The organism is Xanthomonas sp. NCPPB 2250, from assembly GCF_056725265.1.
Window position 1 is genome coordinate 627,823 of sequence record NZ_CM161520.1, and the last position, 20,804, is coordinate 648,626.

A 20,804-nucleotide genomic window follows, 5' to 3' on the forward strand; every position below is an offset into this window, starting at 1 on the left:
GGACAGGTTCGAGGAGAACACAGCAGAATGAGTACGGTGCGCCTGGAAGTCGTCCAGACCGGATCCAAGCACGACCCCATCCCGATGCAGCCGGCGTCGCAGGACATCTGGGACAAGAAGTATCGGCTCAAGACCAAGCAGGGCGAGCCGCTGGATGCCGACATCGACGGCACCTACCTGCGCGTGGCCCGTGCGCTGGCCGACGCCGAGGTCGGCGAGGAGCAGCGCGCCTACTGGTTCGAGCGCTTCGCCTGGGCGCTGCGCCGCGGCGCGATCCCGGCCGGGCGCATCACCTCCAATGCCGGCGCGCAGGAACACAAGCCGGCCACCAGCACGATCAACTGCACCGTGTCCGGCACCATCACCGACTCGATGGACGGCATCCTGGAAAAGGTCCACGAGGCCGGGCTGACCCTCAAGGCCGGCTGCGGCATCGGCTACGAGTTCAGCACGCTGCGCCCGCGCGGCGCGTTCGTGGCCGGCGCCGGCGCCTACACCTCCGGGCCGATGTCGTTCATGGATATCTTCGACAAGATGTGCTTCACCGTGTCCTCGGCCGGCGGCCGCCGCGGCGCGCAGATGGGCACCTTCGACGTGTCCCACCCGGACGTGAAGGACTTCATCCGCGCCAAGCGCGAGGACGGGCGCCTGCGCCAGTTCAACCTGTCGCTGCTGATCACCGACGGCTTCATGCAGGCGGTGGAGCAGGACGCCGACTGGCCGTTGGTATTCCCGGTCAACCGCAAGGAAGAGGCCGACGTCGACCTGGCCGACGCCAGTGCCGTGGTGTGGCGCGACTGGCCCACGCACAAGGACTACATCGTGCGCGACGACGGCCTGGTCGCGTGCAAGGTGTACGGGCACATCCGCGCCCGCCACCTGTGGGACATGATCATGGTCTCCACCTACGACTACGCCGAGCCGGGTTTCATCCTGATCGACCGCGTCAACGAAATGAACAACAACTGGTGGTGCGAGAACATCCGCGCGACCAACCCGTGCGTGACCGCCGATACCTGGGTGCAGACTGCCGAGGGGCCGCGTCAGGTCGCCGATCTGCTGGGAACGCCGTTCCTGGCGCGGGTCGATGGCGGCGACCATGCCACCGGGGCGGAGGGTTTCTTCAAGACCGCGCACAAGCAGGTGGTCCGACTGCAGACGCAGGAAGGTTACGCGCTGCGCCTGACCGCGGACCACCGCGTGCGGCGCGTGGTGCGCCAGACCCGTTGGTCGCTGGACACCCAATGGTGCCAGGCGGACCAACTGGTCGCAGGCGACCGCGTGCTGCTCAACAATCACCGTGCCGGTGCCGAGTGGGGCGGCGCGCGCAGCTACGAGGAAGGGTTCCTCCTCGGCATGCTGGTGGGCGACGGCACGCTCAAGCAGGACGCCGCCGTGCTGTCTGTCTGGTCGCAGGCCGCCGCCGTCAATGCCGGGCCGCAGGCGCCGGTGGCGCTGATGGACGAAGCCCTGCGCTGCGCGCGCAGCCTGCCGCACCGTGCCGACTTCGCCGGCTGGAGCGAGGTGCGCGACCGTGGCGAGTACCGCCTGAAGTCGGCCGCATTACGCGATCTGGCCCTGGAGCTGGGCCTGCGTCCGGGCGACAAGGCGATCACCCCGGCCGTCGAGAAGACCTCCAGCGATTTCCATCGCGGCTTCCTGCGTGGCCTGTTCGACACCGATGGCTCGGTGCAGGGCAGCCAGGAGAAGGGCGTCAGCGTGCGCCTGGCACAGTCCGACCTGGCGCGGCTGGAGGCAGCGCAGCGCATGCTGTTGCGGCTGGGCATCGCCTCGCAGATCTACCGCGACCGGCGTCCCGCCGGCACCGCGTTGCTCCCCGACGGGCATGGCGGCACGCGCGCCTACGCCACCAAGGCGCAGCACGAACTGGTCGTCAGCGGCGACAACCTCGATGCCTTCGCCCAGCGGGTGGGCTTTGCCGACACCGCCAAGGCCAACCGCCTCAAGGCGCTGCTGTCCGGCTACCGGCGCCAGTTGAACCGCGAGCGCTTCGTGGCGACCGTGCAGTCGGTGGCCGCCGATGGCATCGAAGACGTCTACGACGTGCAGGTCCCTGGCATCAACACCTTCGACGGCAACGGCCTGCACGCCCACAATTGCGGCGAGCAACCATTGCCGCCCTACGGCGCCTGCCTGCTCGGCTCGATCAACCTCACCACCTTCGTGCGCGAGCCGTTCACCGAGCGCGCCCGCTTCGACTGGGAGGAATACAAGGAAGTGGTGCGGGTGTTCACCCGCATGCTCGACAACGTGGTCGAGGTCAACGGCCTGCCGCTGCAGCAGCAGCGCGACGAGATCATGCGCAAGCGCCGCCACGGCATGGGTTTCCTCGGCCTGGGCTCGACCATGACCATGCTGCGGATGAAGTACGGCAGCGCCGAGTCCTGCGAGTTCACCGAGTCCATCGCCCGCGAGATGGCCGTGGCCGGCTGGGAGACCGCACTGTCGCTGGCCAAGGAAAAGGGCCCGGCGCCGATCATGCAGGAGACCTTCGAGGTCACCGCGGCGATGCTGCGGCAGCGCCCGGAGATGGCCCGCGACGGCTGGCGCGTCGGTGAGCGCATCGAGGGCCGGCTGCTGCACGCCAGGTACAGCCGCTACATGCAGCGCATCGCCGAAGTGGCGCCGGCGCTGGTCGAGGAACTGGCCGAAGTGGGCGCGCGCTTCACCCACCACAGCTCCATCGCCCCCACCGGCACCATCTCGCTGAGCCTGGCCAACAACGCCTCCAACGGCATCGAGCCGAGCTTCGCCCACCACTACAGCCGCAACGTGATCCGCGAGGGCAAGAAGAGCAAGGAGAAGGTGGACGTGTTCTCCTTCGAGCTGCTGGCCTATCGCCACTTGGTCAACGCCAAGGCGATGCCGTTCGCCGAGGACGCCGCCGCGCGCCTGCCGGACTACTTCATCGCCGCCGACGACATCCACCCCAAGGAACACGTGGACGTGCAGGCCGCCGCGCAGAAGTGGGTGGACAGCTCCATCTCCAAGACCGCCAACGTCCCCACCGACTATCCCTACGAGCAGTTCAAGGACATCTACCGCTACGCCCACCAGCAGGGGCTGAAGGGCTGCACCACGTTCCGCTTCAACCCGGCCGCCTTCCAGGGCGTGCTGGTCAAGGAGGCGGACCTGGAGAACACCACCTACCGCTTCGAACTGGAAGACGGCAGCGTGGTCGAGGTCAAGGGCAACGAACAGATCGAATACGACGGCGAGATGCATACCGCCGCCAATCTGTTCGATGCGCTGAAAGAAGGGTATTACGGCAAGTTCTGACGCCGTCCCGTCTCCCCTTTCGCGCCGGCGGAGGGGAGGGCGGCGGTGGGAGCCCCGGAAGTGCGGCGCGCCGCGCTTCCCCAACGCTTCCCCACCGTCCGCCGAATGTCGCCGTTTCCGGCTCCCCGCTTCGCTGCAATCGGTATAGCATCGCCCGCGTTACATAAACACTGACACCCTGAGGAGGGTTTTATGAGCAATGGGAATGGCGTCACGGCGACGCTGACGCAGGTCGCCGAGAACGTGAAAGAAACCGCCACCAACGTGGGCGAGACCATCGCGGCCACCGCCAGCGAGGCCGTCGCCAGCGTCAAGCAGACCGCCGAGAACGTGCAGAAGCGCGTGCAGGACCAGGTCGCCAAGACCCGCAAGGCGGTGAAGAAGGCCGAGAAGGCCGTGGCCAAGCGCGCCGAGAAGGCCGGCAAGGCGGTCAAGAAGACCGTCGCCAGCGCGCGCCAGAAGCTGGAAGCGGCCAAGGCCAGCGCCCAGGCCGAAGCGGCCGCGCTGACCAAGGGCGGCAAGAAGACCGCCAAGAAGGCGCCGGCGAAGAAGGCCGCTGCCAAGAAGGCCGTTGCGAAGAAGGCCGTCGCCAAGAAGGCCCCGGCCAAGAAAGTGACCGCCAAGAAGGCCGCGCCGAAGAAGGCGGTCAAGAAGGTCGCCGCCAAGAAGGCCGTGACCAAGAAGTCGGTGGTCGCCAAGAAGAGCGCGGTGAAGAAGAGCGTGGGCGCCCGCAAGGCCGTCGCCAAGAAGGCCGTGGGCAAGGCCGCCAAGGCGGTCAAGAAGAGCACCGCCAAGGTCGCCAAGAAGAGCGCCGCGGTGAAGAAGACCGCCGTGCGCAAGGCCGCCGGCAAGAAGGCCGCGGCTACCCGCGCCAAGAAGTAAGCCGTCCCGTCGCACCCTCTCTCCCGTGCGCGGGAGAGAGGCCGGGCCCACGCCCGTCCCGCTCCGCATTCCAGGAACGCACGCCTCATGGCCATCAAGATCGACCAGAAAATCAAGGGCTACGCCGTCGTCACCCCCGAGGACAAGGCGCGCGACGCCGCCGCCGCGGTGCCCGCCTCGTCGATCGACCGTGCCACCGCCGAGGCCGAAGCGCCTGCCGACAACATCATCCACATGCACGAGCGCATCGAGCGCCCGGACGTGCTGATCGGCAGCACCTACAAGATCAAATCGCCGTTGGTGGAACACGCCATGTACGTGACCCTCAACGACATCGTGCTCAACGCCGGCACCGAGCACGAACTGCGCCGCCCGTTCGAAATCTTCGTCAACTCCAAGTCCATGGAGCATTTCCAGTGGATCGTGGCGCTGACCCGCATCATGTCCGCCGTGTTCCGCAAGGGCGGCGACGTCACCTTCCTGGTCGACGAGATGAAGGCCGTGTTCGACCCCAAGGGCGGCTATTTCAAGGCCGGCGGCGTGTACATGCCGTCGCTGGTCGCCGAGCTGGGCAGCATCGTCGAAGAGCACATGAAGTCGATCGGCCTGCTGCACGACCCGGAAATGAGCGACCACCAGCGCGCGCTGATCGCCGAGAAGCGCAAGCAGTACGAAGAACGCTCAAAAAAAAACAGTGAAGTAGGCAAGGCGGTTTCTTCTCCTGCGGGAGAAGGTGCCCGCAGGGCGGATGAGGGTGCGGTGTCCGCCGACTCCACCGCCGACCACGAAGAGGACATCGCCGTCACCGGCGACGGTGCGAGTTTCCCGCCGTCGGCCACGATGTGCCACAAGTGCAATACCAAGGCGCTGGTCATTATGGACGGGTGCGCGACTTGTTTGAATTGTGGTTATTCGAAGTGCGGGTGAAGGGCTGGGTTTGTGGGATGGTGGGGCCTGTATGTAAAAGCACCTGTAAGACGACAACTCAGCACACATAAGGCGCTAGCTAAAACTTTCAATTGGTGCTCCACCCTCGCGGATGAACCCTTTCCGGCCCGCTGAGCTATCAGCTTTTGCGCCAAGGCCGTAGGGAACTGGTGCTTTATGAGCCCTGATCGATAGTCCGCTGCAGGTCGCCGGCACCCAAGTCATTGTTTTATTGGGAGCGCTAGGGGATGTGCAAGCTCAAGGTAAACAGGTATCGATAGAAATGGATTTTTGTTGCACAGCTACATCAGAACTCTGCGGGCTCTTGCTTTGTGTGTTCCACCATGCTAAACATGTGACGCCCGCCTAATTTTAGAAGGTGGGGGTGCAGTTAGCACGCCAGAGGCGTGTCCGCAGCATGCTGCGGACGCCCACCGGAGTGAGGATGCGATGAGGTTGGACAATAGTTCGACTGTGATCGTGACCATAAGTTCCTCCGTAACTTGGCAATACAATGATCTTGTATTTTTGCGGTCAAGTCCGGTAATCGACTGGATGGGTAGGGCACTCTTAGATGGGGCCTGTGCAATAAAAATCAGGGGGGGCAAAGGTCGCCGCAGCCTGCCCCGCCCTGTAGATTCATAGCAGGATTAATTATGAGAAAGGAATCTCCTAAGTCTGCGCTAGAAGCTGCCCAGATCGTCCGCAAGTATGTGCACTTCGACGTTCCTCTTTCAAAGGTCGCATGCGCAAAATTAGTTGCTGATCCTGTCGCTGTGAGTCGACATGCTTTCTATCCATTTCTTCGTCATGACATTATTAGAAAGAAATTAAAGCGTGGCGGATCTGGAAAAGTAGTAAAAAGCTCAAAGATTCGTGAAATTAGGTATGCAGCGCATGCTGACGCAGCTATATATAGCTACTACAATTTTCTCTTGATGGAAAACTACGAGAGGTGCCTTAAAGCCTCACACCTATCGGAGAATGTTACCGCATTTCGTTCTCTATCTAAGTCTAATGTTGATTTTGCAAAAGAAGTTTTCGATTGGATAAGTAGTCACCGGCCTTGTATTGCATTGGGATTTGATGTTCGTGACTTTTTTGGCACTTTAGATCATTTGCTTCTCAAGAGGTCGTGGTGTTCGATACTAGGAACACCTTCATTGCCTCAAGATCACTTTGCGGTTTTTAAATCATTAACGAAGCACGCTTCGGTTGAGCTAATTGCGGCTAGAAAAGCGCTAGGCATAACCCGTAGTCGTTTGGATAAAATAAGTCGACTCTGTGATTCGTCGCATTTTCGCAGCATTATTCGCGGCAATAATCTTGTTTTTGTTAATAATTCCGCGTGCGGAATCCCTCAGGGCTCGCCTATTAGTGCTGCGCTTTCAAATATTTACATGTTTGAATTTGATAAAAAAATAAATGCTGTCGTTGAGTCGCTGGGCGGAGTGTATCGCCGCTATTGCGACGACATTTTGGTTGTGATGCCTGATGTGGAAAATATAGAGCGGCAGGTCTCCCAGCTAATAGAATCAAGTTTGAAGGACTTAAATCTATCAATCCAGGAATCAAAAAACCTGATTTGTCGCTTTGACTCAGAGGGGTGTGATGTTCCTTTGCAGTATCTTGGTCTGGTTTACGACGGAAGGCGTATTTTTCTAAGGTCCTCAGGTGTTGCAAGGTTCTACATTAAAATGCGGAGGGGGGTGAATCAGTTTAAGTGCGCTAAACGTATGGATGGTGGTACAGCCTTGTTGGTGCAAAGGCGTCGCAAGTTGATTAATCGTTATACCGAGCATACTCCTTCTCGGGGAAGGAGCTACTTCAAATATGTGAAGATGGCCGCCAAGAAGACAAATTCGGCCGCCATCAGAAGTCAGCTGAAATCAAGTAGGAAGCGACTCAAGGCACTCATTGAAAAGTAAGTGGCGCTAGTGATGCTGGTGTCAGAATAGAAACATCGAATGTCGGCCTCAGTTCCTGACAGGGGGCATATATGGATCAGCGCCGCTGCCATACGTGCACTGGGATAGGGCGCCAAGATGGACTATCACACCCTCACTCTTGACGCCGTCCAAGCCCTGTACGGCCAACCCGCCGAGCGCGCCGTACGCAAGCAACTCGACCACCTGAACGCCGACTACCAAGCGTTCGTGCAAGCATCGCCGTTCGTGGTGCTGGCTTCTGCCGGTGCCGAGGGACTGGACTGTTCGCCGCGCGGCGATGCGCCGGGATTCGTGCAGGTGCTGGATGCGCGCACGCTGGCGCTGCCGGATCGGCCGGGCAACAACCGCGTCGATACGCTCCGCAATCTACTGCAGGATCCGCGGCTGTCGCTGTTGTTCCTGATTCCTGGCATCGGCGAAACCTTGCGCGTGAACGGCCGTGCCGAGATCCGCGTCGATCCTGATCTGCTGGCGCGGTTCGCGGTCGGCGAGCGCTTGCCGCGCAGCGTGATCGTGGTGCATATCGACGCGGCGTACTTCCATTGCGCCAAGGCGATCGTGCGCTCGCAGCTGTGGGATCCGACGCGGCACTTGCCGCGCGATCGCCTGCCCAGCCCCGGCACCATGCACGCGCATCTGGCCGACGGCGCGTTCGACGGCGAGGCCTACGACCGGGAATTGCCGCAGCGCACCCGGGACGCGCTGTACTAGCTTGACGGGATTGGTATGCGCGCAGCACCGCGCGCATCACGCCGCGCCGGGTTGAACTGCGCGCCGTCGCGTGACGCCGCCACCGATGTCCCTGGTCATGCCACCCTGCTACGGTGCGCCCCTGGTGGGAAGCGGCGGCGACGCCGTTCCGGCGCGCAGCGAACGACAGGGGAGTGTGGATGCGGGAACGTGGGGAACCCTCAGGCGGTTGGGGCGAGTTGCTGCTGGTGATGGCAGTGGCATTCGGGTTGCCGATCTATTGGAGTGCGCTGGCGGTGTTGGCGCCGGTGGTGGAGCCGTCGTTTTCCGACGCGAACCTGTGGGGCATGGTGTTCTACGAGCTGCTGGTGCTGGCGTTGTTGCTGCCGACGCTGTGGTTCCGCGGCTGGACGCCGCAGGCGCTGGGGCTGCAGTGGCAGGCGCGCGACATCGGCGTTGGCCTGGCGCTGTTGGCCGCCTGTCTGGTGGCGACCTATCCGTTGAATCTGTTGAACGACAGCGTGGCGGCCGAGGTGAATCCGTCGATGGACGCGTTGGTGGCCGGGCCGCTGTCGGCGGGCGTGGTGGTGCTGGTCTCGCTGCTCAATCCGATCTTCGAGGAGGTGTTCGTCTGCGCCTATGTGATCCGCGCGCTGGAACGGCGGCATAGCCCGGCGTTCGCGGTGAACGTGAGCGTGGCGATCCGTGCGTCGTACCACCTGTACCAAGGGCCGGTCGGCGCCATCGGCATCGTGGTGGTCGGGCTGATCCTGGGTTGGTGGGTGGCGCGCACCGGGCGGCTGTGGCCGGCGATCGTGGCGCATGCCGCGCTGGATTTGCTGGGATTGATGGTCTACGTCTGATGCGCTGGGCGCGCGCGCCGGCAGGCGGGCGTGCGCCTGCTGATCGCAGCGTCGGCGTGCGAGAGGCAGGCCGCCCATTCCATCGACGACATGCCGCCGGCCACCATGCCTGACCACTCCGGCGACGGTGGCCGTTCGTTAGCTGAATTCGCGGCGGCAGCCTCACTGGCGTGGTCGCTGGCGTAGACAGTTACATTCCTGAACAAGTCGGCGCTTTCGCCGCTGTACGCCACGGCTTACAGTCGAACGACAAGGACGTGTCGCCCGCTGGACAAACGGGGGAAGGTCCGGGGTTCCCCGCTGCCCGATCGCGTCGTCACGGCGCGCGCCGCGCGGGTCGCAACGCTTTCAGGGGAGAAGCGGGATGGCGTCGACCGAGGATCTGCCAGAACCTCATCCGTTGTTCGAGCTGCTGTCGGGCGAGATCAGCGACCGCGAACTGCGCCGCTGCCTGCGTGTGGTGCGCCTGCACCTGGGCATGGACGTGGCGTTCCTGTCGCGCTTCCGGGAAACCGACCGCGTGCTGGATCACGTGGACGGGCCGCCCGATGGGCCGATCCACGAGGGCCAGATTCTGCCGTTCGCCGATGGCTACTGCATGCGCGTGGTGCAGGGCGAGTTGCCGCAACTCATTCCGGATACCTCGTTGGTGCCGGCGGCGCAGTGCATTCCGGCGACGTGGCAGATTCCGATCGGCTCGCACATGAGCGTGCCGATCCAGGTGGGCGGGCGGATCTACGGCACGTTGTGTTGCTTCAGCTTCCTGCCGCGGCACGACCTGGGCGAGCGCGACATCGGCATGCTGCGTGCGTTCGCCGAGATCTTCGCGCTGCGCCTGCACGAGGTGGAGGCGCACAAGCTGGAACGGCAGGCGATGATCGACGAGATCGACGGCGCGCTGGCGGCGGGCGCGCCGCGCATCGTGTTCCAGCCGGTGTTCGCGCTGCAGGGGCTGCGCCTGCATGGGTTCGAGTGCCTGTCGCGTTTCGACGTCGCGCCGCAGCGTGGGCCTGCGCAGTGGTTCCAGCAGGCCGAGCTGGCCGGCGTCGGCATTCGTCTGGAATTGCACGTGCTGGCCAAGGCGCTGGCGTATCTGCGGCGCTTCCCGCCGCAGTACCGGCTCAGCGTGAACATGTCGCCGGAGCTGATGATGTCCGCGTCCCTGGCGGGCCTGCTCGGCGACGACACCGAGGTGACGCGCCTGACCCTGGAGATCACCGAGCACGCCATCGTGCGCAACTACCAGGCCCTGGCGCAGGCACTGGCGCCGCTGCGCGAGCGCGGCGCGCAGGTGGCGGTGGACGATGCCGGCGCCGGCTACGCCAGCATGCGCCACATCCTGCAGCTGCAGCCGGACGTCATCAAGCTCGACATGAGCATCACCCAGTGCATCCATTCCGACCGTAGCCGCCGCGCGCTGGCCAAGGGGCTGACCAACTTCGCCCACGAGATCGGCACGCGGGTGGTGGCCGAAGGTGTGGAGACGGCGCAGGAACTGGACGCGCTGCGCGAGCTGCAGGTCGACCTGGTGCAGGGGTATTTCCTGTCACGGCCGCTATCGGAGGATGCGGCGCTGGACCTGGCGCTGTCCGACGCCGGCTGAGCCGCGGCGCGTCGTTGCGGGCGTGGCGCGATCGATGGGCAGCCTGGCCGATGCAGGCCTGCGGCCCATGCACGCGGCGTCCTCTACCACGGCACCACGCGGCCCAGGTAATCCAGGTAGTGCAGGCCGCCGCGGCCGTGGGCGGCATCGATGGTGTCGAGCAGGGGCGGGATGCTGTCGTCGATGGACAGGCGCGCCTGCGGCCCGCCCATGTCGGTGCGTACCCAGCCGGGTGCCATCAGCAGCAAGGTGTGCGCACTGTCGCGGTGGCGTGCGGCGTAGCTGCGCATCAGCATGTTCAGCGCCGCCTTGCTGCTGCGGTAGATCTCGTACTGGCCATTGCTGTTGTTGGCGATGCTGCCCTGCCCGGACGACATCACGCCGATGCTGCCGGTGTCGCGCACCAGGTCGCGCAAGGTTTCGATGGCGCGCATCGGGCTCAGCGCGTTGGTGACCATGACCCGGACGAACTCGTCGGTGGCGACATCGGCGACGGTCTCGCGATCGTCGTTCTTGACGCCGGCGTTGACGAACAGCAGGTCCAGGATCTCGCCGGCCAGGCGCGCACGCAGCGCGGCCAGCTGCGCCGGGACGGTGATGTCGACGCATTCGATGCGCAGCGTTTGCGGATATTCGGCGGCGAGGCGGTGCAGCGCACTAGGCGTGCCGGCGCGCTCGGTGGCGATGACGCGCCAGCCGCGTCTCAGGTAGCCTTCGGCCATCGCCAGGCCCAGGCCGCGCGAGGCGCCGATCAGCAGGACGGTGGTGTGTGCAGGGGTGTGGGTCATGGTGGTCTCCTCGAGGCCGGCGCGGCCTCGGCACGCGAGGCCCACCAGCGGTCTGCGCACTCTAGGCGCGCATGCCGCCAGGCGGAACGCGCGCCGGATGCATTGAGGCCTTGCATGGGACGCCTGTGTCCGTTCGCCACTGTCGGGAAGCGCGTATGCCGGAACCGGATCTGAATCTGTTGATCGCCCTCGACGCCTTGCTGGCGGAAGCCAGCGTGGCCGGCGCCGCGCGGCGGCTGGGGCTGAGCGCGTCGGCAATGAGCCGGACATTGACCCGGCTGCGCGAAGCGACCGGCGATGCGCTGCTGGTGCGGGCGGGCGGCACGATGGTGGCGACACCGCACGCTCTGCAGCTGCGCGAGCGCGCCCGCGACGCGGTGGAGGCCGCCCGCGCCGTGCTGCGCCCGGCGCCGGCCGATCTGGATCCGGCGACGTTGCAGCGCACCTTCACCGTGCGCGCCAACGACGCCTTCGTGGAGGCGTTCGCGGCCATCCTGGTCGCCGCGGTGGCGGCGTCGGCGCCGCAGGTCCGCCTGCAGTTCGTCGCCAAGGCGCAGAAGAGCGCGGGGCCGCTGCGCGATGGCCTGGCCGATCTGGAAATCGGGGTGCTGGGCGCGATGGGGCCGGAGGTACGCGTGCAGGGCCTGTTTCGCGATCGCTTCGTGGGCGCGGTGCGTAGCGGCCATCCGCTGGCGCGCGACAAGGAGGTGAGTGCGCAGCGCTATGTGGCGTTCGGCCACGTCGTGGCCTCGCGGCGCGGACGGGCGCACGGGCCGGTGGACGCGGCGCTGCAGCAGCTGGGCCTGGTCCGCCATGTCGCGACCGTGGTGCCGAGTTTTTCCGCGGCGCTGGCGGTGGCGCGCGGCTCGGACTTGATCGCATTGGTGCCGGCCTCGTTCATGGCGGCGCAGCCCGACATGCTGCGCGAGCCCGCGCATACGTTTGCGCTCCCCGTGGTCACCGAGCCGATCACGGTGTCGATGCTGTGGCATCCGCGCCTGGAGCACGACGCAGCGCATCGCTGGCTCCGTGGGTTGGTGCTGGCCGAGTTCCGCAGCCGGATGCCGCTACGCTGAGCTGGATGGGCGGCGATGGTCGCAACAGGCAGGGGCAAGGGCGGACACCTGCAACGGCCCGTGCGGCGGCATGCATGCGTACGCTACCGCGGTGATCGCGCAGATCGCGCACTGCCTGCATGCCTCAATCCGCGCCATCGCGTCCTGCGGCGTCACGCACGTCCTGGCGTCGTTGCGCCAGGACGTACGCATCGGCGTACACCGCCGCGTCGTGGCCAGGACTGTACCAGGCACGCCTGCCGTCGCCTCCATGCCGGGTGCGATTCGGCCGAGCGCACAGGCGGTCGCTGCGGGATGCAACATCGGCACTGGCCCGCCGCCGCGGCGATGCCGCACACTTGCCGGCTCTGATCGAAGGCAGGAACAGGCGATGGCACGGCGATACGGATGGAGCGCGATGCTGGTGGGGCTGGTGGCGTTCGCCGCGGCAGCGGCCGGCCCCGCACCCGGCGAATACAGCACCAAGGAAGGCTGGGGCAGCATGCGGGTCACCGAGAAGGGCGGTGCGCGCCAGTTCGACCTGTTGTCGGTCGGCGCCAACGGCCACACCTGCTCGCTGTCGGGCACGCTGCAGGGCGACAAGGCGGAGGTGAACGATGCCGGCGACGTGCCGTGCAAGCTGGCGTTCAAGCCGGTGCCGGGCGGGTTCAACGTGGCCGCGCTGACCGAGGAAAGCTGCCGCGACTATTGCGGCATGCGCGCCAGCTTCGAGGGCGACTACCTGCGGTTGCCGGCCGGCTGCACCGCCGCGGCCAGCAGCCGGCGGCGCGAGGCCTATCTGCAGGACTACCGCGGCAAGCGCTATGACAAGGCGCTGGCCGGCATGCAGGCGTTCGCAGGCGAGTGTGGCGGCTTCCTCAACTGGCTCGATCGCGACCGCTTCGCCAACGACCGCGCCATCACGTTGCTGCGCCTGGGCCGGCCGCAGGAATGCCTGGCGACGCTGGACGGCACCATGGCCGGCCGCAGCCGCGACGAGGCCTCGTTCCAGGCAGAACTGGAAAAGCAGAGCACCATGCTGCCGCCCAGCGACTGGGACGCCTACCTGCCGATCGCCAAGTCCACCTGGTTCAACCGCAAGCTGTGCGAGGCAGCCAAACGCTGACAGACGCTGTGTCGGTGCGGCGCGCGGATGGCCGCTGCACCGGGCGCTGTCTGCCGCTGCGAGACCCGGCGCGGTGGCCGTGGACGTGCCTGCGCTTGGCGTACGGCGCGAGAGACACCGAGGCACCTGGCGCCGTCTTATGGCTCGCTGGTCGCCGGGGCGGCGTGGCGTCGCCGGTTGCCGTGGCCGCGGGCGACTGCGCATACTTCCGGCGACCGATTGCGCATTGGCGCCCTGGAGCAAGGATGATCGATCGACTGCGACGCCTGTTGTCCCGCACCTCGCCGCGCGGGGTCGATACCGCCCACGAGGCTGCAGGGTCGGAGCCCGCGCCCGACGCGCAACCGCGCCATGCACTGCAGCAGCTGTTGCTGCAGGTGCTGCAGCGCGAGGGGCATGCGGCGACCCTGCACGACGAGGTGGTCGTGCTCGGCAACGGCTTGCAACTGCTCACCGAATTGGTGGATCTGGCCGAGCTGCGCAGCGGCGTGCGCACGGCCAGCTGCATTCGCGTGCATCACCGCAGCCTGTTCCCCGACGGGATCGTCGAGTTCCAGCATTCCATCGGCGAGGACACCGACGCGAGTCTGGCCTCGGGCTTCACGACCTGGGCGCGCACCGATCTGGTGGCGCTATCGGAGGCGGTGGCCGCGCCGGCCGATGCGCGCTGCATGACGCTGCAGATGGAGTTCCCGGCCTCGGCCACGGCCGAGGCCGCGGTGCGGCGCACGGTGGTGCTGGGGCCGGTGGCGCACATGAATGGCGACGCCGCGCGGGCCGCGGCGGGCGAGGACACCGAACACGCGTTCTGCCCGTGTTGCCTGTTCACCAACAGCCTGGACGCCTTGATGCCGCTGCTGCAGCGGGATCAGCGCATGCTCGGGATCCGCCTGTTCGCCTCGCGCGACGCCGACGGCGAGGTCGCGGCCGACTGCCGGGTCAACGGCGAGGACTTTCCGGACGGCGTGGCCTGCCTGCGCCGCTACGCCGAGACCTGGCCGGCGCTGGGCGCCATGGAGTTCCGCAAGCAGTATGCGGTGGTGCGCCTGCCGGAGCCGGTGGCGACGGACACCTCGCACTGACGCGTCATCGCGCGCTGCCCGAGTGCGCGCCAGGTGTTGGGTAGCGGCGGTCTAGGCCGCCGCCGCGGCATCCGCCGGCGCGCTGGGCAGTGCCGACGCCACGATGCCGTGCAACTGCGCGGCCAGCGCCTTGCGGTCGCTGCCCGGCGCCACCGCGAGCGGTGCGTGGAAGGTCACCCTGACCACCGCGCCGGACAGGCGCAGGAAGTGCGCGACGTGCGTACCGGCCTGCATCTCGCCGTAGAAGGCGTAGACATCGCGATCGCCGCCTTGCGCGATGGGGTGCCCGTCGACGCTGCGCACCTCCAGCGTGAACGGCTGCAGCGTCCATTGTCGCGCGCCCGGGTCGGCACTGAGGAACAGCGAGAACAGGCTGGACTTGAACGGCGCCACCCGCTCGCCGGAGGAGGTGGTGCCCTCGGCGAACAGCACCACGTCGTGATCCGGGCGCAGTTGCGCGGCCACGGCGGCGGCCACCGCGGCCGCATCCTGGCGGCGCCGGCTGATGAACACGGTCTGCGCCAGCGCGCCGATGTGGCGCATGCCCGGCCAGCGTTCCATGTCGTTCTTGGCGATGAAGCGCGCGCGCAGCAGGCTGCCCAGCACCACGATGTCGAAGTGGGAGATGTGGTTGCCGACGAACAGCGTCCCGCCCGCGTCGCGCGGCGTGCCCACCACCTCGACGCGAATCCCCAACGCGCGCCGCAGGCAGCCGAACCACAGCCGCGGCAGCACGAACGCGGCGCGGCCGCGGGTGAAACGCATCAGCAGCCACTGCGGCGGGATCAGCAGCAGGCTGGCCGCGATGCAGACGGCCAGCCGGACGATGGCGCGCACGCGGCCGATCGGGGTGTCTGCAGCATGTAGGGGCGAAGCGGAAGGCATCGGGATCGCAGGTGAGGGCACGGTCGGCACGCGCGGCGGCGCGCCCGCGGCGATGGTAGCCGAGGCATGTGTACTTGAGCATCCACGGGCGACCTGCCGGCGGTTCGGCGTGCTGTCTGCTCCGCGCGTCGCGGCTGAAGCCGCTCCCACAGGGACTGGCGATGTGCTGGCCGGGGGCACTGTGGGAGGGACTTCAGTCCCGACTGTTTCCAGGAACGGATGGCCTGTCTGCTTCGCTCGTCGCGGCTGAAGCCGCTCCTACGGGAGCTTGCGGTGTGCTGGGCGGGGGCAGTGTGGAGGGACTTCAGTTCCGACTGCTTGCAGGAACGGATTGCTGGTTTGCCTTGCTCGTCGCGGCTGAAGCCGCTCCTACCGGAGCTTGCGGTGTGCTGGCTGGGTGCGTTGTGGGAGGGACTTCAGTCCCGACTGCTTCCAGGATCGGATGGCCGGTCTGCTTCACTCGTCGTGGCTGAAGCCGCTCCTACGGTGATTTGCGGTACGTTTGTCGGGTAGGAGGGCGGTTGCTTGGTCGATGCCCAGCGGTGCTGGGGTCGTCGGCGCTGAAGGGAACCCCATCACCCCCGGGGAGGTGCGCCGTAGGAGCGGCTTCAGCCGCGATGAGGCGTTAGGGGGAAAGTCTGTCGCGGCTGAAGCCGCTCCCACAAGTCAACCTCGCTCACCGAGCCATGGCAAGTGACTAGCGGTGCGCCGATGGCGCGCCTGCAGAGTCTGCTGAGGTCGCCGGCTCAGCGCGCGCTGTCGCCTGTGTGCAGTCCGCACGCTGTGAGATGGCGAACGACGTCAGCGTCCAGTCATGCATGGACGCTTCCTCAACGCCGTAAATCCACGATTGGCGCAGACCGTCGATGCAGCTGGCGATGGCGATGCTGTCGCCGGGCGCGCCCTGGTCGGGCAGCGGCAACGCTACCGGCGCCTGGGTCGGCACGCCGTGCAGCGCACGTGCGTAGGTCAGCATCAGCGGGCCGAGTCGCTCCAGGTTCTGGGCCCGTGCCGGGCCGGCGTCCGATGGCCGATGCTGCGCCAGCCAATCGCGCACCTGCCGCCATTCGGGCGTGCCCGCGGCGTAGGTGTCGGTACTGGACACGCGCAGGCTGTCCGGCACGTCCGGCGCGGCGCAAGCCGCCAGCGGCAGCAGGGCGAGCAGCAGCGTGCCCATGCCCCATCGCGCGTGCCGGGAGCGCGTCTGCCCATTTTCGAACGCATCATCGCCGCACTTGTGCATCCGCCCGCTCCCTGCTGGTTGCCGATGGCGCGACGATAGCACCATCGGTGGCCATGCCTGCCCGCGTGGCCCGGGCATGTCGCCGGCCGCGCTCGCGCTCAGCGTTTGCCGGGGCGATCGGCCAACGAGGCCTGCAGCGCGGTGGCCAATGCCGCGTCGCCGCTGACCAGTGCGCTCCAGCGCAATTCCAGGCCCTTGCGCCGGCCCTTCTCGGTGAGCTTCAGGCCATCCGGGTCCACGGTCAGGGTGTAGTGCACGCCGTCGATCTCCAGTTCGCGACGCAAGGGTTTGTCGAGCGGGGTCATGCGGTGGCTCCCGTTTTCACGATGCGACGAGGGTAGCGGGGCGAAGGTGATGGCAGGTTCTGCAGGCGCGCCGGATGAAGACGCTCAAGATCGCCACCTACAACGTCAACGGCATCCGCAGCCGCTTGCCGCAGCTGCTGCAATGGTTGCAGCGCGAGGCGCCGGACATCGTCGGATTGCAGGAGCTCAAGCGCGTGGATGCGGGCTTTCCGCTCGCCGAGCTGCATGCCGCCGGCTACGGCGCGGTGTGGATGGGGCAGTCGAGCTGGAACGGCGTGGCGCTGCTGGCCAGGGGCTGCGATCCGGTCGAGAGCCGGCGCGGCCTGCCCGGCGATCCGCGCGACACCCAGAGCCGCTACATCGAGGCGATGGCGCACGGCGTGCTGGTCGGTTGCCTGTACCTGCCCAACGGCAATCCGCGCCCGGGTCCGAAATTCGACTACAAGCTGGACTGGTTCGCGCGGCTGCAGCGGCATGCGCAGCAGCTGGTGGCGCTGCCGCATCCGGTGGCCCTGATCGGCGACTTCAACGTGGTGCCCACCGATGCGGACATCTACAACCCGTCCTCGTGGCGGCGCGATGCGCTGCTGCAACCGGAGAGCCGCCAGGCCTATGCCGAGCTGCTGGCGCAGGGCTGGACCGACAGCCTGCGCGAAGTGCACGGCGAGCGTCGCGTGTACACCTTCTGGGATTATTTCCGCCAGCACTGGCAGCGCGATGCCGGGCTGCGCATCGATCACCTGCTGCTGAATCCGCCGCTGGCCGCGCGCCTGCGCGACGCAGGGGTCGACCGCTGGGTACGCGACCTGCCGCATGCCAGCGACCATGCGCCGACCTGGGTCGCGGTGACCGCGTCGCCGGGCCGCGGTGCAGCCGAATCATTGGCCAAGCCGAGGCGCGGCGTCGAGGGCGCTGGAAGCAAGACCACGCGCGGCGCTGCGAAGAAGTCTGCACGTACATCCGCGTCTGGCGCGACGTCGCCAGCGGCGAAGGCGGCAGCGCGGAGCAACGGCAAGACGACGGCCAGGACCGCAGCGAAATCGACTAAGCCAACGCCGGCAGCAAAGGCGACAAGCGCAAAGGCGACAAGCGCAAAGACGACAAGCGCAAAGACGACAAGCGCAAAGGCGACAAGCGCAAAGGCGACAAGCGCAAAGGCGACAAGCGCAAAGGCGACAAGCGCAAAGGCTACAAGCGCAAAGGCGACAAAAGCGAACACGCCGAAAGCGCGCACGCCACGTGTTGCCGCCACGGTGCCGCGGACGCCCGCGCGCGGCGGCAAACGCCGCAAACCATCCCTTCTCCCACCGGGAGAAGGTGGCGCGTAGCGCCGGATGAGGGTACGGCAGAATCGGAAAGACGCAGTCCCGCTATGCCGCCGCGCGGTGTGACCGACGCGGCGGCACGTCGTCCCTTACTTCAACATCTCGGTAAACGCGCGATCGGCCTCGATCACGTCCGGCAGCGCGGCGAACAGCGCGTCCAGGTCCACGTCGTCCAGCAGCGGGCCGGTCACCGCCTGCCGCGCCTGGTCGTTGGCGCCACCGTGGCGTTCCAGCGCGTCGGCGACCAGCGCCGCCTGGGCGACGACCTTCGGCATCGGCTCGCCTTCCGGGGCCTGCAGCGGCCGCGCCTGGAAGGCGATGGCGGTCTGGATCACCTGCGGCAGGTGCCAGCGCCGCGCCAGCTCGGCGCCCACTTCCGGGTAGCCGAAGCCCAGTTGCACGGTCTCGTCGGCGGCGCGGCCGCTGGACGAGGCGTCCGGGTGCAGTTGCGCGGCGTAGTCGGGCGCGCCGGTCTGGATCAGCAGTTCGCCGATGTTGTGCATCATGCCGCAGGTGAAGGCGGTCTCCGCGTCCAGGCCCTTCTGCCGCGCCAGCAGCCGGCACACGCCGGCCACTTCGAAGCTGTGCAGCCAGAACGCGCGCAGGTCGAAATGCGCCGGGGCATGGAACGCGCCGGTCACCGAGGAGGCCAGCACCAGGGTGCGCAAGGTGTTGAAGCCCAGGCGCAGCGCCGCGTCTTCCACCGTGGTGGAATCGCGCGCGCCACGGAAGCGCGCCGAATTGGCCAGCCGCAGCACCTTGGCCGCGATCACCGGGTCCCGCTCGATGTTGCGCGCCACCGCGTCCAGGCTAGTGCCCGGCGCATCGAACTGCAGGATCAGGTCCTGCGCCACCTGTGGAATGGTCGGCAGGGTGTGCAACTGGTCGAACAGCGCCTCTAGCTTCATGGGACCCTCGAAACGGAACGGGAGGCGGGCAGGGCCGGCATCCGGCCACGCCGCCACGGTGGCGGAATGCGCGCATCCTACCGATTCGCGATGGCCGGCGTGTGGATGGCCGGCGTCGCGGCGACGGCCGCGCCCTGGTGCAGCGGTGCGCGCGGCTCAGCCGGCGGTGCGCACGCGCAGGGTCAGGCCCTTGAGGAAGTTGCGCAGCAACTGGTCGCCGCACAGGCGGAAATTCTTGTGCTCCGGCTGCCGGAACAGCGCCGACAGTTCCGGCTTGGACACCGGGAAACCGGCGGCGTCGAAGATCTGGTGCATGTCCACGTCCTTCAGCTGGAACGCCACGCGCAGCTTCTTCAGCACCACGTTGTTGGTGATGCGCGCCTCCACCGGGCGCGGCGGCAGGCTCTCGTCGCGGCCGCGGTAGTGGAACACCAGCCCGTCCAGCACATGCGCCAGCACCGCGTCGCTGCATTCGACGAAGCCGTCTTCGTCCTCCTTCTTCAGCCACGCCGGGATCTGCGCCTTGTCGATCGGGAACGCGGGATCGGCGAGGTGCGCCAGATCGACGATCTTCTGGTCGCTCAGGTCGAGCATGTAGCGGATGGAGCGCAGGATGTCGTTGTTGAGCATGATCGGTGCGGGAGTGCCGGCAGGCCCGGCGAGGGGCGCTAGTCTAGGCGCTGGTCCGCATCAGTGCGTAGACCGCGCAACCCCGGGCCATGGCTGCGGTTCACCGAGGGTGTGCACGCGGCGCGGTTGCATCCGCGGGCGCATGCGCCATCATCGGCGCATGGACCATTCGATTCCCAAGCCGAGCGCGGTGTCCGCGCTGAATCCCCGCCAGGAGCAACTGGTGGCGCTGGTGCGCCAGCAGGGCTATGCAGAGGTGGAAGGGCTGGCGGCGCGCTTCGAGGTGACGCCGCAGACCATCCGCCGCGACCTGACCCTGCTGTGCGAGGCCGGCGTGCTGCGCCGCTACCACGGCGGGGTGAGCCTGCCGTCCAGCGTGGAGAACCTGGCCTACACGGCGCGCAAGTCGCTGCAGGCCCAGGAGAAGCGGCGCATCGCCACGCTGCTGGCGCAGCACATTCCCGACGACGCCTCGCTGTTCATCAACATCGGCACCACCAACGAGGACGTGGCGCGCGCGCTGATGGGCCACAGCGGCCTGCGCGTGATCACCAACAACCTCAACGTCGCGGTGATGATGAGCGCCAATCCCAGCTTCGAGGTGATGGTGGCCGGCGGGCGCGTGCGCGGCCGCGACCAGGGCGTCACCGGCGAGGCCACCATCGAGCTGATCCGCCAGTTCAAGGTGGACTTCGGCGTGATCGGCATTTCCGGCATCGATCCGGACGGCACCCTGCTGGATTTCGACTTCCACGAGGTGCGGGTGGCGCAGGCGATCATCGAGCACTCGCGGCAGGTGTTCCTGGCCGCCGACCACAGCAAGCTCGGCCGCAACGCGATGGTCCGGCTGGGACCGATCGGGCGGGTGCATGCCTGGTTCACCGACCGCGCGCCGCCGGACGAGCTGGCCGCGGTGCTGGATGCGGCCGGCACCCGGGTGTTCGTCGCCGAGGGCGATGCGGCCGACCAGGGCGTGCCGGACCTGGACGCGGCTGCGGATTAAGGGCGCCTCTAACAACCACGCAGGCCATTTGTAGGAGCGGCTTCAGCCGCGAGGCCTTACCGGGAATGCCCGTCGCGGCTGAGCCGCCCCTGCAATCAATCGAGCCAAGACATCCCGCCGCGCTCCGGCAATACGCGTTGTTGGAGGTGTCCTTGAGTCGGCCCGCCGGCCCTGGCGCCGACGCCAGCAGCGGACGGGGCTTATGTTCGAATTATTTCGTTAATGTTGTGTGATGTTGTC

At 66.8% G+C, this 20,804-nt stretch carries 18 protein-coding genes; 12 read left to right on the plus strand and 6 right to left on the minus strand.

What is annotated here, in order from left to right; translation table 11 throughout:
- The first annotated feature begins 27 nt into the window (after positions 1-27).
- From AC1PMG_RS02730 to AC1PMG_RS02760, 7 genes are all read left to right on the plus strand, one after another.
- Positions 28-3,300, plus strand: coding sequence for an LAGLIDADG family homing endonuclease (locus tag AC1PMG_RS02730; protein WP_481110567.1), 3,273 nt, complete (start codon positions 28-30; stop codon positions 3,298-3,300).
- A gap of 192 nt (positions 3,301-3,492) precedes the next feature.
- Positions 3,493-4,182: a hypothetical protein gene (locus AC1PMG_RS02735; protein WP_481110568.1), complete on the plus strand. Its 690-nt coding sequence runs from the start codon at positions 3,493-3,495 to the stop codon at positions 4,180-4,182.
- 87 nt (positions 4,183-4,269) lie between these two features.
- Positions 4,270-5,109: a TSCPD domain-containing protein gene (locus AC1PMG_RS02740; RefSeq protein WP_481110569.1), complete on the plus strand. Its 840-nt coding sequence runs from the start codon at positions 4,270-4,272 to the stop codon at positions 5,107-5,109.
- Positions 5,110-5,765: 656 nt separating this feature from the next.
- On the plus strand, positions 5,766-7,037 hold the full coding sequence (gene drt2, locus AC1PMG_RS02745; protein ID WP_481110570.1) for an antiviral reverse transcriptase Drt2: 1,272 nt from the start codon (positions 5,766-5,768) through the stop codon (positions 7,035-7,037).
- Positions 7,038-7,154: 117 nt separating this feature from the next.
- Positions 7,155-7,769 (plus strand): pyridoxamine 5'-phosphate oxidase family protein, encoded by a 615-nt coding sequence (locus AC1PMG_RS02750; RefSeq protein ID WP_481110571.1) that lies wholly within the window; start codon positions 7,155-7,157, stop codon positions 7,767-7,769.
- Positions 7,770-7,948: 179 nt separating this feature from the next.
- Positions 7,949-8,611: a CPBP family intramembrane glutamic endopeptidase gene (locus tag AC1PMG_RS02755; protein ID WP_481110572.1), complete on the plus strand. Its 663-nt coding sequence runs from the start codon at positions 7,949-7,951 to the stop codon at positions 8,609-8,611.
- Between the two features lie 364 nt (positions 8,612-8,975).
- Entirely contained in the window at positions 8,976-10,214 is a 1,239-nt protein-coding gene (locus AC1PMG_RS02760; protein ID WP_481110573.1) for a sensor domain-containing phosphodiesterase, read from the plus strand.
- Between the two features lie 83 nt (positions 10,215-10,297).
- Here AC1PMG_RS02760 and AC1PMG_RS02765 read toward each other — a convergent pair whose 3' ends face one another.
- The gene (locus AC1PMG_RS02765; protein WP_481110574.1) at positions 10,298-11,002 is read right to left on the minus strand and encodes an SDR family NAD(P)-dependent oxidoreductase; all 705 of its coding nucleotides are present in this window, start codon (positions 11,000-11,002) and stop codon (positions 10,298-10,300) included.
- Between the two features lie 155 nt (positions 11,003-11,157).
- Between AC1PMG_RS02765 and AC1PMG_RS02770 the strand changes: the two genes are divergently transcribed.
- From AC1PMG_RS02770 to AC1PMG_RS02780, 3 genes are all read left to right on the plus strand, one after another.
- Positions 11,158-12,078 (plus strand): LysR family transcriptional regulator, encoded by a 921-nt coding sequence (locus tag AC1PMG_RS02770; protein WP_481110575.1) that lies wholly within the window; start codon positions 11,158-11,160, stop codon positions 12,076-12,078.
- Between the two features lie 370 nt (positions 12,079-12,448).
- Positions 12,449-13,183 carry a hypothetical protein gene (locus AC1PMG_RS02775; protein WP_481110576.1) on the plus strand — a complete coding sequence of 245 codons (735 nt, stop codon included), beginning with the start codon at positions 12,449-12,451 and terminating at the stop codon, positions 13,181-13,183.
- Positions 13,184-13,428: 245 nt separating this feature from the next.
- Positions 13,429-14,265 (plus strand): DUF6348 family protein, encoded by an 837-nt coding sequence (locus AC1PMG_RS02780; protein ID WP_481110577.1) that lies wholly within the window; start codon positions 13,429-13,431, stop codon positions 14,263-14,265.
- Between the two features lie 51 nt (positions 14,266-14,316).
- Here AC1PMG_RS02780 and AC1PMG_RS02785 read toward each other — a convergent pair whose 3' ends face one another.
- The 3 genes from AC1PMG_RS02785 to AC1PMG_RS02795 form a co-directional block, all read right to left on the minus strand.
- On the minus strand, positions 14,317-15,102 hold the full coding sequence (locus tag AC1PMG_RS02785) for a lysophospholipid acyltransferase family protein (RefSeq protein ID WP_481110578.1): 786 nt from the start codon (positions 15,100-15,102) through the stop codon (positions 14,317-14,319).
- Positions 15,103-15,847: 745 nt separating this feature from the next.
- Positions 15,848-16,327: a hypothetical protein gene (locus AC1PMG_RS02790; RefSeq protein ID WP_481110579.1), complete on the minus strand. Its 480-nt coding sequence runs from the start codon at positions 16,325-16,327 to the stop codon at positions 15,848-15,850.
- A gap of 164 nt (positions 16,328-16,491) precedes the next feature.
- Positions 16,492-16,698 carry a hypothetical protein gene (locus AC1PMG_RS02795; RefSeq protein WP_160945654.1) on the minus strand — a complete coding sequence of 69 codons (207 nt, stop codon included), beginning with the start codon at positions 16,696-16,698 and terminating at the stop codon, positions 16,492-16,494.
- Between the two features lie 74 nt (positions 16,699-16,772).
- Between AC1PMG_RS02795 and AC1PMG_RS02800 the strand changes: the two genes are divergently transcribed.
- Positions 16,773-18,026, plus strand: a complete 1,254-nt coding sequence (locus tag AC1PMG_RS02800; protein ID WP_481110580.1) for an exodeoxyribonuclease III — start codon at positions 16,773-16,775, stop codon at positions 18,024-18,026.
- Positions 18,027-18,112: 86 nt separating this feature from the next.
- Here AC1PMG_RS02800 and AC1PMG_RS02805 read toward each other — a convergent pair whose 3' ends face one another.
- Together AC1PMG_RS02805 and AC1PMG_RS02810 are read right to left on the minus strand one after the other, a co-directional pair.
- Complete coding sequence (locus tag AC1PMG_RS02805) at positions 18,113-18,931, minus strand: HDOD domain-containing protein (protein ID WP_017907477.1); 819 nt, start codon at positions 18,929-18,931, stop codon at positions 18,113-18,115.
- 156 nt (positions 18,932-19,087) lie between these two features.
- A complete protein-coding gene (locus AC1PMG_RS02810; RefSeq protein ID WP_152238671.1) occupies positions 19,088-19,561 on the minus strand; it encodes a YehS family protein in 474 nt (157 codons plus the stop codon).
- Between the two features lie 142 nt (positions 19,562-19,703).
- On the opposite strand from AC1PMG_RS02810, the gene AC1PMG_RS02815 reads away from it, so the two are divergent.
- On the plus strand, positions 19,704-20,564 hold the full coding sequence (locus AC1PMG_RS02815; RefSeq protein WP_481110581.1) for a DeoR/GlpR family DNA-binding transcription regulator: 861 nt from the start codon (positions 19,704-19,706) through the stop codon (positions 20,562-20,564).
- Positions 20,565-20,804: the final 240 nt, after the last annotated feature.